Annotated in this window: 15 protein-coding genes and 1 other RNA gene; 12 read left to right on the forward strand and 4 right to left on the reverse strand. The window is 53.5% G+C overall.

Annotation, left to right across the window (positions count from 1 at the left end):
* Positions 1 to 130: 130 nt before the first annotated feature.
* The 7 genes from C813_RS26805 (at position 131) to C813_RS26835 (ending at position 7,421) form a co-directional block, all read left to right on the forward strand.
* Positions 131 to 880 carry a phage antirepressor KilAC domain-containing protein gene (locus C813_RS26805; RefSeq protein ID WP_017457591.1) on the forward strand — a complete coding sequence of 250 codons (750 nt, stop codon included), beginning with the start codon at positions 131 to 133 and terminating at the stop codon, positions 878 to 880.
* A 354-nt stretch (positions 881 to 1,234) separates the two neighbouring features.
* Positions 1,235 to 2,254, forward strand: coding sequence for an erythrose-4-phosphate dehydrogenase (gene epd, locus C813_RS26810; RefSeq protein ID WP_017457592.1), 1,020 nt, complete (start codon positions 1,235 to 1,237; stop codon positions 2,252 to 2,254).
* A gap of 48 nt (positions 2,255 to 2,302) precedes the next feature.
* A complete protein-coding gene (pgk, locus tag C813_RS26815) occupies positions 2,303 to 3,466 on the forward strand; it encodes a phosphoglycerate kinase (protein ID WP_017457593.1) in 1,164 nt (387 codons plus the stop codon).
* A 215-nt stretch (positions 3,467 to 3,681) separates the two neighbouring features.
* Entirely contained in the window at positions 3,682 to 4,761 is a 1,080-nt protein-coding gene (fbaA, locus tag C813_RS26820; protein WP_017457594.1) for a class II fructose-bisphosphate aldolase, read from the forward strand.
* Positions 4,762 to 4,947: 186 nt separating this feature from the next.
* Positions 4,948 to 5,808, forward strand: a complete 861-nt coding sequence (locus C813_RS26825; protein ID WP_017457595.1) for a small-conductance mechanosensitive channel MscS — start codon at positions 4,948 to 4,950, stop codon at positions 5,806 to 5,808.
* 138 nt (positions 5,809 to 5,946) lie between these two features.
* The gene (argO, locus tag C813_RS26830; protein ID WP_017457596.1) at positions 5,947 to 6,582 is read left to right on the forward strand and encodes an arginine exporter ArgO; all 636 of its coding nucleotides are present in this window, start codon (positions 5,947 to 5,949) and stop codon (positions 6,580 to 6,582) included.
* Positions 6,583 to 6,677: 95 nt separating this feature from the next.
* On the forward strand, positions 6,678 to 7,421 hold the full coding sequence (locus C813_RS26835; protein ID WP_017457597.1) for an oxidative stress defense protein: 744 nt from the start codon (positions 6,678 to 6,680) through the stop codon (positions 7,419 to 7,421).
* A gap of 39 nt (positions 7,422 to 7,460) precedes the next feature.
* Here C813_RS26835 and argP read toward each other — a convergent pair whose 3' ends face one another.
* The gene (argP, locus tag C813_RS26840; RefSeq protein WP_017457598.1) at positions 7,461 to 8,354 is read right to left on the reverse strand and encodes a DNA-binding transcriptional regulator ArgP; all 894 of its coding nucleotides are present in this window, start codon (positions 8,352 to 8,354) and stop codon (positions 7,461 to 7,463) included.
* Between the two features lie 164 nt (positions 8,355 to 8,518).
* Between argP and rpiA the strand changes: the two genes are divergently transcribed.
* Together rpiA and serA are read left to right on the forward strand one after the other, a co-directional pair.
* Positions 8,519 to 9,178 carry a ribose-5-phosphate isomerase RpiA gene (gene rpiA / locus C813_RS26845; RefSeq protein ID WP_017457599.1) on the forward strand — a complete coding sequence of 220 codons (660 nt, stop codon included), beginning with the start codon at positions 8,519 to 8,521 and terminating at the stop codon, positions 9,176 to 9,178.
* A gap of 268 nt (positions 9,179 to 9,446) precedes the next feature.
* Positions 9,447 to 10,679, forward strand: coding sequence for a phosphoglycerate dehydrogenase (serA, locus tag C813_RS26855; protein WP_017457601.1), 1,233 nt, complete (start codon positions 9,447 to 9,449; stop codon positions 10,677 to 10,679).
* 36 nt (positions 10,680 to 10,715) lie between these two features.
* Here serA and C813_RS26860 read toward each other — a convergent pair whose 3' ends face one another.
* The 3 genes from C813_RS26860 to zapA form a co-directional block, all read right to left on the reverse strand.
* Positions 10,716 to 11,312 carry a 5-formyltetrahydrofolate cyclo-ligase gene (locus C813_RS26860; RefSeq protein WP_017457602.1) on the reverse strand — a complete coding sequence of 199 codons (597 nt, stop codon included), beginning with the start codon at positions 11,310 to 11,312 and terminating at the stop codon, positions 10,716 to 10,718.
* Positions 11,313 to 11,330: 18 nt separating this feature from the next.
* Positions 11,331 to 11,514: non-coding RNA, 6S RNA (gene ssrS, locus C813_RS26865), on the reverse strand.
* A 43-nt stretch (positions 11,515 to 11,557) separates the two neighbouring features.
* Positions 11,558 to 11,887: a cell division protein ZapA gene (gene zapA / locus C813_RS26870; protein WP_017457603.1), complete on the reverse strand. Its 330-nt coding sequence runs from the start codon at positions 11,885 to 11,887 to the stop codon at positions 11,558 to 11,560.
* A gap of 227 nt (positions 11,888 to 12,114) precedes the next feature.
* On the opposite strand from zapA, the gene C813_RS26875 reads away from it, so the two are divergent.
* From C813_RS26875 to ubiH, 3 genes are read left to right on the forward strand one after another with little or no spacing between them, the layout of a single operon-like run.
* Positions 12,115 to 12,693 carry a YecA/YgfB family protein gene (locus C813_RS26875; RefSeq protein ID WP_025263843.1) on the forward strand — a complete coding sequence of 193 codons (579 nt, stop codon included), beginning with the start codon at positions 12,115 to 12,117 and terminating at the stop codon, positions 12,691 to 12,693.
* 24 nt (positions 12,694 to 12,717) lie between these two features.
* Positions 12,718 to 14,031: a Xaa-Pro aminopeptidase gene (gene pepP, locus C813_RS26880; protein ID WP_017457605.1), complete on the forward strand. Its 1,314-nt coding sequence runs from the start codon at positions 12,718 to 12,720 to the stop codon at positions 14,029 to 14,031.
* On the forward strand, positions 14,028 to 15,206 hold the full coding sequence (gene ubiH / locus C813_RS26885) for a 2-octaprenyl-6-methoxyphenyl hydroxylase (RefSeq protein ID WP_017457606.1): 1,179 nt from the start codon (positions 14,028 to 14,030) through the stop codon (positions 15,204 to 15,206). Before pepP ends, ubiH begins: the two co-directional genes overlap by 4 nt.
* Positions 15,207 to 15,216 lie beyond the last annotated feature (10 nt).

Consider the following 15,216-nt stretch of genomic DNA (forward strand, 5'->3'; position numbering starts at 1 on the left):
TAGCTCTCTTTTTACAGAACAACCTATACGCCGTTGATTTATGCATAAAAAATATACTGGATATTTGTACAGTGTGTCGTATAATAATTCTACAGATTATCCAGGGTGAGTATGTGTAAGGAGTGAACCTATGGTAATTCCTGGTGAAAATTTCAATTCGCAGCAGGCTCTGGCGACGGTCAGCAGCCGCGAAATCGCAAAGTTGACAGGCCTGACTCACACCGAAGTGAAACGGATGGTGAAAAGCCTGGAGACTGCGCAACGACTCTCCCAGCCGGTGAATGAGCATATGTATGAGCGGGAAGGTGAGATGCGACAGGAGTTTTTGCTCAATAAACGGGACTCATTGCTGACGGTTTCGCGTCTCTCGCCGGGCTTTACCGCAGAAATGCTCGATCGCTGGCAGGAGAAAGAGACGCTTATCAGCCTGCCCGATTTTACTAACCCCGCAGCCGCGGCGCGCGCATGGGCCGAACAGTATGAAAAGCGTCAGCGTGCGGAAGTACTGCTTGCCGTTTCTGCCCCAAAGGCGGAATTCTTTGACCGGTATGTCAGGGTTGAGGAGTCGCTTGGCTTCCGTCAGCTTTGTAAGATGCTGCGGGTGAAGGAATCTCTGTTCCGGAGTTTTTTGCTTGAACGCAACATTATGCAGCGCGTCGACGGTGCGCTGATGCCGCCGCAGTACCATATCGATGCGGGCTACTTTACCGTCCACGACGGCGTAGGGGAAAACAAGCGTAGCTGGTCACAGGCGCGTTTTACCGCCAGGGGCGTGAAATGGGTAGCCGATCTGTGGGCTAAACAACTCTCTTCGCTGCCAGTTGAGATGCCGCGCGCAGAACGCAGCGAATCAAAAGCACCGGAACGTAGCTGGTTTTAATCATCCTCTTTGAAACGTTTTGTCGGGATCAACCTTTCTTTATCAACACATCACGCAGGGATGCTTTGTTGCGCTTGTTCCCCCTTTCTGTAAATTCTTAACCTCAGCAAAAAGCCCTCCGGGCACGCCAATTATTCCAGTGAAAATGTGATGCAGGTCAGATTACTGGCGAAACCGTCTGGACAATCATTCCTTTTATTCCAGGTTTCGCTTATTCTAGCTGAAGCGTTTCAGTCGGCTAAATGTTCGACAAATAATCAAACAGACGCAGTTTAAGCAGGCGAGGATTCCCCTTCTGTGGTTGCTGGATTACTCTGTCATCCACTTCAGGCTGGCTATCCTCGCAGGAGAGTTATGACCGTACGCATAGCGATTAATGGTTTCGGTCGCATCGGGCGCAATGTGGTTCGTGCTTTATATGAATCCGGGCGTCGGGCGGAAATCACCGTGGTGGCAATCAACGAACTCGCCGATGCCGTGGGCATGGCACATTTGTTGAAATATGACACCAGCCATGGACGTTTCGCATGGGATGTTCGCCAGGAGCGTGAACAACTGATTGTCGGCGATGACGTTATTCGCATTCTGCATGAGCGTGCTATCGACGCGTTGCCGTGGCGTGAGTTAGGCGTCGATGTGGTGCTCGACTGTACAGGCGTGTATGGCAACCGTGAAGATGGCGAAGCGCATCTGGCGGCGGGCGCGAAAAAAGTGCTCTTTTCCCATCCTGGTAGCCACGACCTTGATGCAACGATTGTTTTTGGAGTTAACCAAAACACGCTGCGAGCCACTGACCTGCTGGTATCTAACGCGTCCTGTACGACGAACTGTATTATTCCGGTCATAAAACTACTCGACGATGCATATGGCATTGAGTCAGGAACCGTGACAACGATTCACTCGGCGATGCATGACCAGCAAGTGATTGACGCCTATCACCCCGACTTGCGGCGTACGCGTGCGGCCAGCCAGTCCATCATCCCGGTGGATACCAAACTGGCGGCTGGCATCACGAGAATTTTCCCGCAGTTTAATGACAGATTTGAAGCGATAGCGGTACGTGTGCCGACAATTAATGTCACCGCTATCGATCTGAGTGTAACGGTGAAGAAACCGGTAAAAGCCACTGAAGTCAATGCGTTGCTGCAAAAAGCGGCGCAGGGAACATTTCATGGTATAGTTGACTATACGGAATTACCGTTGGTTTCAACCGATTTTAACCACGATCCGCACAGTGCCATTGTTGATGGCACGCAGACACGGGTCAGTGGCGCGCACCTGATTAAAACCCTGGTATGGTGCGATAACGAATGGGGCTTTGCTAACCGAATGCTCGACACGACGTTAGCAATGGCGGCTATTGGTTTCAGGTAGGGCGCAACAGCGCTCGCAAAACTTTAAGAATCATTGAGAGGATTCACCATGTCTGTAATTAAGATGACCGATCTGGATCTGGCTGGTAAACGCGTTTTCATCCGTGCTGATCTGAACGTGCCGGTTAAAGATGGCAAAGTGACCAGCGACGCGCGTATTCGTGCTTCTCTGCCGACCATTGAACTGGCGCTGAAGCAAGGTGCGAAAGTAATGGTGACTTCCCACCTGGGTCGTCCGACCGAAGGCGAGTACAACGAAGAATTCTCTCTGCTGCCGGTTGTTAACTATCTGAAAGACAAACTGTCCAACCCGGTTCGCTTGGTTAAAGACTACCTGGACGGCGTAGAAGTTGCCGCAGGTGAGCTGGTCGTTCTGGAAAACGTTCGCTTTAACAAAGGCGAGAAGAAAGACGACGAAGCGCTGTCTAAAAAATACGCTGCACTGTGCGACGTGTTCGTGATGGACGCATTCGGTACCGCGCACCGCGCGCAGGCGTCTACGCATGGTATCGGTAAATTTGCTGATGTTGCTTGCGCAGGCCCGCTGCTGGCAGACGAACTGGAAGCGCTGGGTAAAGCGCTGAAAGAACCGGCTCGTCCGATGGTTGCTATCGTTGGTGGTTCTAAAGTTTCCACTAAACTGACCGTTCTGGATTCGCTGTCAAAAATCGCTGACCAACTGATTGTAGGCGGCGGCATCGCTAACACCTTCGTTGCTGCTCAAGGCCACAATGTTGGTAAATCCCTGTACGAAGCCGACTTGGTTGATGAAGCCAAACGTCTGCTCGGTACTTGCGATATCCCGGTTCCGACGGATGTTCGCGTTGCGACGGAGTTCTCTGAAACCGCCACCGCGACCCTGAAATCTGTTTCTGACATCAAAGATGATGAGCAAATTCTGGATCTGGGCGACGTTTCTGCACAAAAACTGGCTGAAATCCTGAAAAACGCCAAAACTATTTTGTGGAACGGTCCGGTTGGTGTGTTTGAATTCCCGAACTTCCGTAAAGGTACCGAAATTGTGGCTAACGCGATTGCAGACAGCGACGCGTTCTCCATTGCAGGCGGCGGCGACACGCTGGCGGCGATTGACCTGTTTGGTATCTCTGACAAGATTTCCTACATCTCCACTGGCGGTGGCGCGTTCCTCGAATTTGTGGAAGGCAAAGTACTGCCGGCAGTAGCCATGCTCGAAGAGCGCGCTAAGAAGTAAGACATTCAAGGGCAGGGAAACCTGCCCTGTTTTCAGCGCGCTTTCGGGCTCGCTTTAATTCTCTACACAAAATCATTCAAGTTGCATCAAGGCGGCAACGGAGTGAATCATCAGGAACTGACTGAAATAAGTCTCTGATGTAAGCGAAGGCAGCCAGCGCCGAGTCAGCTTGAAGGATGATGTGTACAACGGCCGAAGATACAGGACTACGTAACATGTCTAAAATTTTTGATTTCGTAAAACCTGGCGTGATCACTGGTGATGACGTTCAGAAAGTGTTCCAGGTAGCTAAAGAAAACAACTTCGCTCTGCCTGCGGTTAACTGCGTGGGTACTGACTCCATTAACGCTGTTCTGGAAGCTGCAGCGAAAGTTAAAGCGCCTGTTATCGTTCAGTTCTCTAACGGCGGCGCTGCGTTCATCGCGGGTAAAGGCGTGAAAACCGATGTTCCTCAGGGCGCGGCAATCCTCGGCGCAATCTCAGGTGCGCATCACGTACACCAGATGGCAGAACATTACGGCGTGCCGGTTATTCTGCATACCGACCACTGCGCGAAAAAACTGCTGCCGTGGATCGACGGCCTGCTGGACGCGGGTGAAAAACACTTCGCAGCTACCGGTAAACCGCTGTTCTCTTCGCACATGATTGACCTGTCAGAAGAGTCTCTGGAAGAGAACATCGCGATCAGCTCCAAATATCTGGCGCGTATGGCCAAAATGGGCATGACGCTGGAAATCGAACTGGGTTGCACCGGTGGTGAAGAAGACGGCGTAGACAACAGCCATATGGACGCGTCTGCACTGTACACCCAGCCGGAAGACGTTGATTACGCTTACACCGAGCTGAACAAAATCAGCCCGCGTTTCACCATCGCCGCTTCCTTCGGTAACGTACACGGCGTATACAAACCGGGTAACGTGAAACTGACTCCGACTATCCTGCGCGATTCTCAGGAATATGTTTCCAAAAAACATAACCTGCCGCACAACAGCCTGAACTTCGTATTCCACGGTGGTTCCGGTTCTTCCGCTCAGGAAATCAAAGACTCCGTAAGCTACGGCGTTATCAAAATGAACATCGATACCGACACCCAATGGGCAACCTGGGAAGGTATTCTGAATTACTACAAAGAAAACGAAGGCTACCTGCAGGGCCAGTTGGGCAACCCGAAAGGCGCAGACCAGCCGAACAAAAAATACTACGATCCGCGTGTATGGCTGCGTGCAGCGCAGACCAGCATGGTGACTCGTCTGGAGCAGGCTTTCAAAGAGCTGAACGCGGTAGACGTTCTGTAATTTGTACTGCTTTTGTCTGAAAAGGCCCGCAAATGCGGGCCTTTTTTATTGCGAATTCAACGGAATGCCTGCGAACACAAAATGTGATCAACTTGGCGAAATGGCGGCTTTTTGTTTACCCTTTAGGGATCTCTCCTTACTGGAAGGGGTGGTTTTCCCGTTTTGGAACAACATAAGGAAGCTCGAATGGAAGATCTTGACGTTGTCGACAGCATTAATAATGCAGGTTCATGGCTGGTAAACAACCAGGCGCTGCTATTGAGCTATGTCGTTAATATCGTGGCCGCTATCGCTATCATCATTGTCGGGATGATTGTGGCGCGCATTGTCTCGAATACTGTTAACCGCCTGATGGTGGCGCGACACATCGATGCCACGGTGGCGGATTTTCTTTCCGCGCTGGTGCGCTACGGTATTATCGCGTTTACGTTGATTGCCGCGCTGGGGCGCGTTGGCGTGCAAACCGCTTCGGTGATCGCGGTTCTCGGTGCCGCCGGTCTGGCTATCGGTCTGGCGCTGCAAGGCTCGCTCTCTAACCTTGCTGCTGGCGTGCTGCTGGTAACCTTCCGCCCGTTCCGCTCAGGCGAGTATGTTGATCTGGGTGGTGTGGCCGGTACGGTATTGCAGGTGCAGATTTTCTCCACCACCATGCGCACTGTCGATGGGCGTATTGTGGTTATTCCGAACGGCAAAATCATCGCCGGGAATATTGTTAACTTCTCCCGTGAACCGGTGCGGCGCAACGAGTTTATTATTGGCGTGGCGTATGATTCCGATATCGATGAGGTGAAACGCATCCTGACTGAAATTATTCAGGCTGACGAACGCATTATCAAAGATCGCGAAATGACGGTACGCCTCAATGAATTAGGACCTTCATCGATCAATTTTGTAGTCCGCGTCTGGAGCAAGAGCAGCGATCTGCAAAACGTTTATTGGGATGTACTGGAACTTATCAAACGCCGTTTTGATGAAAACGGCATCAGTTTCCCGTATCCACAAATGGACGTGAACTTCAAACGCGTGAAAGATCCCGCCGCGCAATAAACATCAAGGCCGGGGTTCCGGCCTTATTCACGCTCTTCATTATTAGGCAAGCTTATTAACGATTAGCATTATCCATTTCATCTAATGATTTTCCCGCGCTATAGTCAGCGTTCGAAACAACTCTGACGGATTTACCACGTGCTATCTTATTATTTTCAAGGCCTTATGCTTGGGGCTGCGTTGATCTTGCCGCTTGGGCCACAAAATGCCTTTGTCATGAATCAGGGCATCCGCAGGCAGTTCCACATCATGACTGCGGCGCTTTGCACGCTCAGCGACGTATTACTGATTTGTGCGGGCATTTTCGGTGGGAGCGCATTGCTGATGCAGTCGCCGTGGCTATTGGCATTGGTGACGTGGGGCGGCGTGGCGTTTCTACTGTGGTATGGCTTTGGCGCACTGAAAACGGCGCTCGGTAGCAACATTGAATTGGCGAGTGCTGAAGCAATGCGCCAGGGGCGCTGGCGCATAATCGCCACCATGCTGGCGGTTACATGGTTGAATCCCCACGTTTACCTCGATACGTTTGTGGTACTCGGCAGTCTTGGCGGTCAGCTTGAGGCGGAGCCAAAACGCTGGTTTGCACTGGGCACAGTGAGCGCCTCCTGCCTGTGGTTTTTCAGTCTTGCTTTACTTGCGGCCTGGCTTGCTCCTCGTTTGCGAACGGTGCAAGCACAGCGGGTGATTAACACCCTGGTGGGCCTGGTGATGTGGTTTATCGCTTTCCAACTGGCGCGCGAAGGGGTGCACCATATGCAGGGATTATTCAGTTAAGGTAAGTCCGATGGACAATTCACGCTCAGCCGCTAAGCTTGCTGCCAGGCGTCCTGCAATTCTGGGCGTAACAAAAGCACCATGGAGGAGCAACTGTGAAATTTAAAGTGATGGCCCTGGCGGCAATGGTCGGTTTCAGCGGGATGGCGGTACAGGCGAGCGAATTGCCAGACGGCCCGCATATTGTCACCTCAGGTACGGCAAGCGTGGACGCGACCCCGGACATCGCCACGCTGGCGATTGAGGTCAATGTCGCCGCGAAAGACGCTGCCTCAGCCAAAAAACAGGCCGATGACCGTGTTGCGCAATATCTTAGCTTTCTTGAGCAAAACGGCATTGCCCGAAAAGACATTAATTCTGCGAACTTACGCACACAACCTGATTATGACTACCAGAACGGCAAAAGCATCCTGAAAGGCTACCGCGCAGTGCGTACTGTGGAAGTCACGCTGCGTGAGCTGGATAAACTCAATTCACTACTGGATGGCGCGCTAAAAGCGGGGCTGAACGAAATTCGTTCTGTATCGCTGGGCGTTGCGCAACCAGAGTCATTCAAAGATAAAGCGCGCAAAGCGGCTATCGATGATGCAACGCACCAGGCGCAGCAGTTAGCGGCGGGCTTTAACGCTAAACTTGGCCCGATCTACAGCGTGCGCTACCATGTGTCCAACTATCAGCCGAGTCCAATGGTTCGCATGATGAAAGCGGATGCGCCAGAAGCCGCTTCCGCACAGGAAACCTATGAGCAACCGTCGATTCAGTTTGCTGATCAGGTAGATGTTGTGTTCCAGTTGGAACCGACTCAGAGCCAGCCGCAGACTGCGGCACCGGCGAAGTAATCCTTTTCGCCCTCTCCCGACCGGGAAGAGGGCGTTTTATTAATCCTGCCTTAACACCCGATGCCCATATTCCAGCAGTGCGTCCGTGACGTTGCGCATCATCCGGCTTTCCGGCGCAAAACGGTGCCAATACAGCATCCGGCGCTGCAGCAAACCGGGAGTCAGGTCGATCAGATCGCCGCTGTTCAGCTCTTTTTCGATTTGCAGATGCGGGATCATGCAGCAGGTCGTTCCCTGACGCGCCAGTTGTACAAACGCTTCGGAGGAGTTGACGATATGGCAAGGCACGCTGCCTGGCGGTAAGTCGAAATACTGCTGTAAAAAAGCCTGATGCATATCATCGAGATGATCAAACGCGACCGCGGGTGCTTTTAGCAGCGCAGAGCGGGTGACACCGTTCGGGAAATAACGCTCGGCGAACGCTTTCGAACCGACAAACAGGTAATCAAGCGCGCCAAGCTGGTCGACCAGGCAACTGGGCAGCGCTTGCGGCTGAATACTCACTGCGCCAACGACTTCTCCGCGACGCAAACGCTCCTGAGTGCGGGTTTCGTCTTCCACCTGCAGATTCAGGCGAATCGGTGAGTCGGCCAGTACCGGGGCTAATGCAGGCAGCAGCCAGGTCGCCAGGCTGTCGGCGTTGACCGCCAGCGATAACAGCAGCGGCGTGGAACCGGTTTGTTCATCGCCGAGCCACTCTTCTTCCAGTAGTTCGACCTGGCGCAGCAACGCCAGCAGTTTTTGCCCCTGCTCGGTAGGGCGAGGCGGCACGGTACGCACCAGCAGCGGCTGACCAAACATATTTTCCAGTTGCTTAATGCGCTGCGACACGGCGGACTGGGTAATACACAGCTTTTGTGCGGCACGTTCAAATCCGCGCTCACGAATAACCGCATCAAGCGCCTGTAATGTTCTGTAGTCCGGACGTTTCATTGCTCGGGCATTCTCCTGAAAAAATCGTACTCAGCACTATGACATAATTTTTTGTTCGATACAGACGAAATTGGACGTCGCGTAATGTGACCCTGGTCACAGGGACATTTAGGGTAACGCTGGTCTATAATGCGCCTGAAATTTCACACCACAGGCAAACGACCATGACGCAGGATGAACTCAAAAAAGCAGTGGGCTGGGCAGCGCTGAAGTATGTAGAACCTGGCACTATTGTGGGGGTTGGCACCGGCTCTACCGCTGCACACTTTATTGACGCGCTGGGCACAATGAAAGGCCAGATTGAAGGCGCGGTTTCCAGCTCGGACGCGTCCACCGAGAAACTGAAAAGCCTTGGCATTACCGTATTCGATCTCAACGAAGTGGACCGCCTGGGCATTTATGTGGATGGCGCGGATGAGATTAACGGCCAGATGCAGATGATCAAAGGCGGCGGCGCGGCGCTGACGCGTGAAAAAGTTATCGCCTCGGTGGCGGATAAATTCATCTGTATCGCGGATGCTTCCAAGCAGGTTGATATCCTCGGTAAATTCCCACTGCCGGTGGAAGTGATTCCAATGGCGCGTAGTGCTGTTGCTCGCGAGCTGGTCAAGCTGGGCGGTCGTCCGGAATATCGCCAGAACGTGGTGACGGATAATGGCAACGTCATTCTGGATGTTTATGGTCTTGAGATCATCGACCCGATTGCGCTGGAAAACAGCATCAATGCGTTGCCAGGTGTAGTGACTGTGGGGTTATTTGCTAATCGTGGCGCGGATGTGGCGCTGATCGGCACTGCTGATGGCGTGAAAACTATCGTGAAATGATCTGACAGGGAGGCGCATGCCTCCCTGTAAAAAATCTACAATGGGCAAATTTGGTGATATCTGTCACGTTTTCGCCCTTGTCATGCCTTACCTACCGCTTGCTTCTTGTTTCTTAGCATTTTTCTCTGCCATTTCCCGCTGTATGACATTTCTTCAGATGCCTGACGCAAACGTTCATATTGCCGCGATAGTTTTTTTTGATATGTTGACTAACGCGGATTGCAATCTGCACAACATCACAGTCAAGACAAAAAACAGGGTCGGGTAAATGGCAAAGGTATCACTGGAGAAAGACAAGATTAAATTTCTGCTCGTCGAAGGGGTGCACCAGAAAGCTCTGGATAGCCTTCGCGCTGCGGGTTACACCAATATTGAGTTTCACAAAGGCGCGCTGGATAGCGAGCAACTGAAAGAGTCCATCCGTGATGCCCACTTTATCGGCCTGCGATCCCGTACTCAACTGACTGAAGATATCATCGCTGCGGCGGAAAAACTGGTGGCTATCGGCTGTTTCTGTATCGGTACCAACCAGGTAAATCTGGATGCGGCGGCGAAGCGCGGTATTCCGGTATTCAACGCGCCGTTCTCCAACACCCGTTCGGTGGCAGAGTTAGTCATTGGCGAGCTGCTGCTGCTGATGCGCGGTATTCCTGAAGCGAACGCCAAAGCGCACCGTGGTATCTGGAACAAGCTGGCAGTTGGTTCGTATGAAGCGCGTGGTAAAAAACTCGGTATCATCGGTTACGGTCATATTGGTACGCAGCTCGGTATTCTGGCGGAATCGCTGGGGATGCACGTCTATTTCTATGATATCGAAAGCAAATTGCCACTCGGCAATGCAACGCAGGTGCAACATCTCTCCGACTTGCTGAATATGAGCGATGTGGTGAGCCTACATGTGCCGGAAAACGCTTCTACAAAAGATATGATCGGGCCGGAAGAGCTGGCGCTGATGAAACCGGGCGCACTGCTGATCAACGCCGCGCGCGGTACGGTGGTGGATATTCCGGCACTGTGCGATGCGCTGAAGCGTAAACATCTGGCGGGCGCGGCAATCGACGTGTTCCCGACTGAACCGGCGACCAACAGCGATCCGTTTGACTCTCCGCTGTGTGAGTTCGACAACGTTCTGCTGACGCCACACATTGGCGGTTCCACGCAGGAAGCGCAGGAAAATATCGGTCTGGAAGTGGCCGGTAAACTGATCAAATATTCCGACAACGGTTCAACGCTTTCTGCGGTGAATTTCCCGGAAGTTTCTTTGCCGTTGCACGGTGGTCGTCGTTTACTGCACATCCACGAAAACCGCCCTGGTGTGCTGACCGCGCTTAACCAGATTTTCGCCAGCCAGAATATCAACATTGCAGCGCAGTACCTGCAAACCACGCCGTATATGGGTTATGTGGTTATTGATATCGAAGCGGATGAAGATGTGGCGCAGAAAGCGCTGCAGAGCATGAAAGCGATTCCGGGCACCATTCGTTCCCGTCTGCTGTTCTAAACGATGTTTTTTCCTCTCCCGGAAGGGAGGGGAAAGTTACCACTGCCATATTCTGGATGGCGTAACCACCGCAGGCAGCGGGATATCCCACTCTTCCACCGGCAGCTTCTCCACACCCTGGCAGTCATGCGCGTAACCCACCGGTTGCAGGCCATATTCACGCCAGTTTTGTAATGTGCGATCGTAAAAACCACCGCCCATTCCCAGGCGTTGCCCTTGTTCATCAAAGGCGACCAGCGGCGTAATCAGCACGTCGAGCTGGCTGAGCGGTAACACATCGCGCACATCCAGCTTCGGTTCCTGAATTTTCAGACGGTTAACCACCAGTTGACTGTGTGGGTGGTAATGCAGAAACAGCAAATTGCCGGGGCTGAATGGATGCAACACCGGCAGGTAAACGCGTTTACCGCTACGCCAGAGTTGCTCAATCAACGGTTGGGTATCTAGCTCGCCATCAAAAGAGAGAAACAACGCTACGCTATGTGCCATCACAACCGGCGCATACGCCATCATGCTTGCCGCAGCCTGCTGGGCAAAGTGCGTTTGTTGTTCAGGAGTGAGTTCACGCCGGCGCTGGCGAATAACGTTGCGGATTTCTTGTCGTGACGAAGGAAAATCAGGAAGTTGCGTCATGGTGGTTGTAAAAAGAAGGGAATCTCCGAGATGCCGCCGCTGGCTGTAACCCTTGAACCCTTGGTTCAAGGTGAATGCGTCGTCATAGCTTTAAGGCTTCTCGGACGGACCGAGCATGCTCACCAACCATGGATCGCCACATTCTTGTGGTATGAAATATCGGCTCAGGGGACTGGCCCGCTTGCAAACATCTCAGAGATATTTTTTGGCTTCACGGTCACTCTAACACAGATGACCCTGAAGCGTTATTCAAACTTTGGTCCCGGTCTTTCTGTTATGCGACCTTGATCAAGCAATGCTTGTTCGATGGTCTGCTGTAACATCCGAATACGCTGTTCCATGCTGGCGGCGTATTCGCGGGTCTTTGCTTTTTCCTGAGTCAGCTCGTAGCTAATGTTCAACGCGGCGATAAACACCAACTGCTCAGTATTTGTGACTCTAGTGCGAACCTTCAGATCTTGCAACCGCTGATTCAGATCCTCCGCGGCCTGATTCAGAGCATCTCTCTGTTCAGGCGGGCAATTCACTCGCAGTGAACGGCCAAAAATTTGGATATCGACGGGTTGTGCAGACATGCCACCTTCCTGCTGTTTGACTGCGCGCTGCCTTCGCATCCGAGCCCTGGGCTGCGAAGGGGCGACACTATAAGCTACCCCGGCGCGCGCTTTCAAGCTTTTTGCGTCTATACCTTAATGATTCGGAGTGCATGCAAACGCATGGAACGTGAAGCATCACGGGTATATCACCAGGGGCCAAAGTGGTAGCATATCATGAATATTCCCCCCAACGACGACGAATGCGCATGTCTATACAGAACGAAATACCTGGTTACAACGATGTAGCCCAGCTACTCAACCAACAGGGCGTTGGATTACTTCCTGCTGAAATGCACGGGCTTATCGCGGGGATCCTCTGCGGCGGTAACAACGATAGTTCCTGGCAGCCGTTGCTGCATGATTTAACCAACGACGGTCTGGCATTCGGTCACGAGCTGGCGCAAGCGCTGCGCAGCATGCATTCAGCAACCAGCGACTCGCTGGAAGATGACGGTTTCCTGTTTCAGCTCTATTTGCCGGATGGCGATGATGTTAGCGTTTTCGACCGCGCCGACGCGCTGGCGGGCTGGGTGAACCATTTTCTGCTGGGGCTGGGCGTCACCCAGCCGAAGCTCGATAAAGTGACGGGTGAAACCGGCGAAGCGATTGATGATCTGCGCAATATTGCGCAGTTGGGTTATGACGAAGACGAAGATCAGGAAGAGCTGGAAATGTCGCTCGAAGAGATCGTCGAGTACGTCCGTGTCGCGGCGCTGCTTTGCCACGACACGTTCACGCGCCCGCAGCCAACCGTGCCGGAAGTGCGTAAACCCACGTTACATTAATTCACCTTGTAGGGAGTCGGTGTCATGACACAGCTTGAGTTTCTCCGTCGCCGCCAGGCATTGCTGGCGCAGATGGTGCCGGGCAGCGCAGCGTTAATTTTCGCCGCACCGGAAGCCACGCGCAGCGCAGACAGTGAATACCCGTACCGCCAGCACAGCGATTTCTGGTATTTCACTGGTTTTAACGAGCCGGAAGCGGTGCTGGTGCTGATCAAAAGTAATGACACCCACAACCACAGCGTGTTGTTCAACCGCGTGCGCGACAAAACCGCCGAGATCTGGTTTGGCCGTCGCCTTGGTCAGGAAGCCGCACCGGAAAAGCTGGGCGTCGATCGCGCGCTGGCTTTCCCGGAAATCAACGAACATCTTTATCAATTGCTCAACGGTCTTGATGCGGTGTACCACGCGCAGGGTGAATTCGACTATGCCGACGCCATTGTGTTTACCGCCCTGGATAAGTTGCGCAAAGGCTCGCGTCAGAATCTGCTTGCGCCGCCAACGTTAACCGACTGGCGGCCAATGGTGCATGAAATGCGCCTGTTTAAATCTGCCGAAGAGATAGACGTGATGCGTCGCGCCGGGGAGATCTCCGCGCTGGCGCATACCCGTGCGATGCAGGTTTGCCGTCCGGGGATGTTTGAATATCAGCTTGAAGGTGAGATTCAGCACGAGTTTAACCGCCACGGCGCGCGGTTTCCCTCCTATAACACCATCGTGGGTTCCGGCGTCAATGGCTGCATCCTGCACTACACGGAAAATGAGAGCCAGATGCGTGATGGCGATCTGGTGCTGATTGATGCCGGTTGTGAATACAAAGGATATGCCGGCGATATAACCCGTACCTTCCCGGTAAACGGCAAATTCACCCCGGCGCAGCGCGAAATCTACGATATTGTGCTGGCGTCACTGGAACGTGCCCTTGCGCTTTTCCGCCCAGGTACGTCGATCCAGGAAGTGACCAGCGAAGTGGTGCGCATCATGATTACCGGGCTGGTGAAGCTCGGCATCCTGAAAGGTGAAGTCGATGAGCTGGTGGAAAAAAACGCGCATCGCCCGTTTTTCATGCACGGCTTAAGCCACTGGCTCGGGTTGGATGTGCACGATGTTGGTGTCTATGGCAAAGATCGTTCGCGTGAACTGGCGCCAGGCATGGTGCTGACGGTTGAACCAGGCCTTTACATCGCGCCGGATGCTGATGTGCCGGAGCAGTATCGCGGTATTGGCATTCGTATTGAAGATGACATCGTCATCACTGAAGACGGCAACGAAAATCTGACCGCCAGCGTCGTGAAAAGCGCTGACGAGATTGAAGCGCTGATGGCGGCACCACGTTCATGAGCGTGATCATTGTTGGCGGTGGCATGGCGGGCGCAACGCTTGCGCTGGCGATTTCTCATCTTACTCACGGCAAATTACCTGTTCATCTGGTAGAAGCCAGCGTTCCTGGCGCATCCGCGCATCCGGGATTTGACGCCCGCGCCATTGCGTTAGCGGCAGGCACCTGCCAGCAGCTGGCGCGTATTGGCATCTGGCAAGCCATCACATCCTGCGCAACGCCAATTTCAACGGTTCATGTCAGCGATCGCGGCCATGCAGGCTTTGTCACGCTGGATGCACAGGATTACCACATCGATGCGCTTGGTTATGTTGTTGAACTGCATGACGTTGGGCAGCGGCTGTTCACGCTGTTGCAAAATGCCCCCGGCGTGACGCTGCATTGCCCGGCGAAAGTCAGTACGGTTGCCCGTAATGAGCAACAGGTGAGCGTGACGCTGGAAAGCGGTGAATGCATTACCGGTCGGTTATTGGTGGCGGCAGACGGCTCCCGTTCACGCATGGGTGAGCAACTGGGTGTGGACTGGCAGCAAGCGCCTTATCACCAGGCGGCGGTTATCGCCAACGTCACCACTTCTGTGGCGCATCAGGGGCGGGCGTTTGAGCGTTTTACCGAACACGGCCCGCTGGCAATGTTGCCGATGTCACAAGGTCGCTGTTCGCTGGTGTGGTGCCATCCGCTGGAAAAACAGCAGCAGGTTGCCGCCTGGTCTGACGAACGTTTCAGTCACGAATTACAAAAGGCTTTTGGCTGGCGGCTCGGGCGCATCCTGCATGTGGGCAAACGCAGCGTTTATCCGCTGACGCTGACCGCGGCCTCTTCGCCGGTCTCGCACCGTGCGGTGCTGGTCGGCAATGCCGCGCAGACGCTGCATCCTATCGCCGGGCAGGGTTTTAACCTCGGCATGCGCGATGTGATGACACTGGCGGAAACGCTGGCTGAGGCGTGGGCGGCGCAACAAGATGTCGGTTGCTACCCTGTGTTGACCGGCTACCGTGATCGCCGTCATGCAGATAAAAAAGCCACTATCGGCGTCACCGATGGGCTGGTGCATCTGTTTGCCAATCACTGGATGCCGTTGGTTGTTGGGCGGAATGCCGGGCTGATGGCGATGGAATTATTTACCCCGGCGCGCGATGCGCTGGCGCAACGTACCCTCGGTTGGGTTGCCCGTTAAAGACAAAAGG

Origin of the sequence: Kosakonia sacchari SP1, assembly GCF_000300455.3 — a bacterium.
In the GTDB taxonomy this organism is placed as follows: Bacteria; Pseudomonadota; Gammaproteobacteria; order Enterobacterales; family Enterobacteriaceae; genus Kosakonia; species Kosakonia sacchari.

Bases quoted from the DNA above. Each gene is read 5' to 3' on its own strand.
- C813_RS26860 (WP_017457602.1), bottom strand. From the start codon at position 11,312: ATGACGCAACTTCCTGATTTTCCTTCGTCACGACAAGAAATCCGCAAC.
- pgk (WP_017457593.1), top strand. From the start codon at position 2,303: ATGTCTGTAATTAAGATGACCGATCTGGATCTGGCTGGTAAACGCGTT.
- C813_RS26805 (WP_017457591.1), top strand. From the start codon at position 131: ATGGTAATTCCTGGTGAAAATTTCAATTCGCAGCAGGCTCTGGCGACG.
- zapA (WP_017457603.1), bottom strand. From the start codon at position 11,887: ATGTCTGCACAACCCGTCGATATCCAAATTTTTGGCCGTTCACTGCGA.
- ubiH (WP_017457606.1), top strand. From the start codon at position 14,028: ATGAGCGTGATCATTGTTGGCGGTGGCATGGCGGGCGCAACGCTTGCG.
- rpiA (WP_017457599.1), top strand. From the start codon at position 8,519: ATGACGCAGGATGAACTCAAAAAAGCAGTGGGCTGGGCAGCGCTGAAG.
- epd (WP_017457592.1), top strand. From the start codon at position 1,235: ATGACCGTACGCATAGCGATTAATGGTTTCGGTCGCATCGGGCGCAAT.
- C813_RS26825 (WP_017457595.1), top strand. From the start codon at position 4,948: ATGGAAGATCTTGACGTTGTCGACAGCATTAATAATGCAGGTTCATGG.
- C813_RS26875 (WP_025263843.1), top strand. From the start codon at position 12,115: ATGTCTATACAGAACGAAATACCTGGTTACAACGATGTAGCCCAGCTA.
- fbaA (WP_017457594.1), top strand. From the start codon at position 3,682: ATGTCTAAAATTTTTGATTTCGTAAAACCTGGCGTGATCACTGGTGAT.
- pepP (WP_017457605.1), top strand. From the start codon at position 12,718: ATGACACAGCTTGAGTTTCTCCGTCGCCGCCAGGCATTGCTGGCGCAG.
- serA (WP_017457601.1), top strand. From the start codon at position 9,447: ATGGCAAAGGTATCACTGGAGAAAGACAAGATTAAATTTCTGCTCGTC.
- argP (WP_017457598.1), bottom strand. From the start codon at position 8,354: ATGAAACGTCCGGACTACAGAACATTACAGGCGCTTGATGCGGTTATT.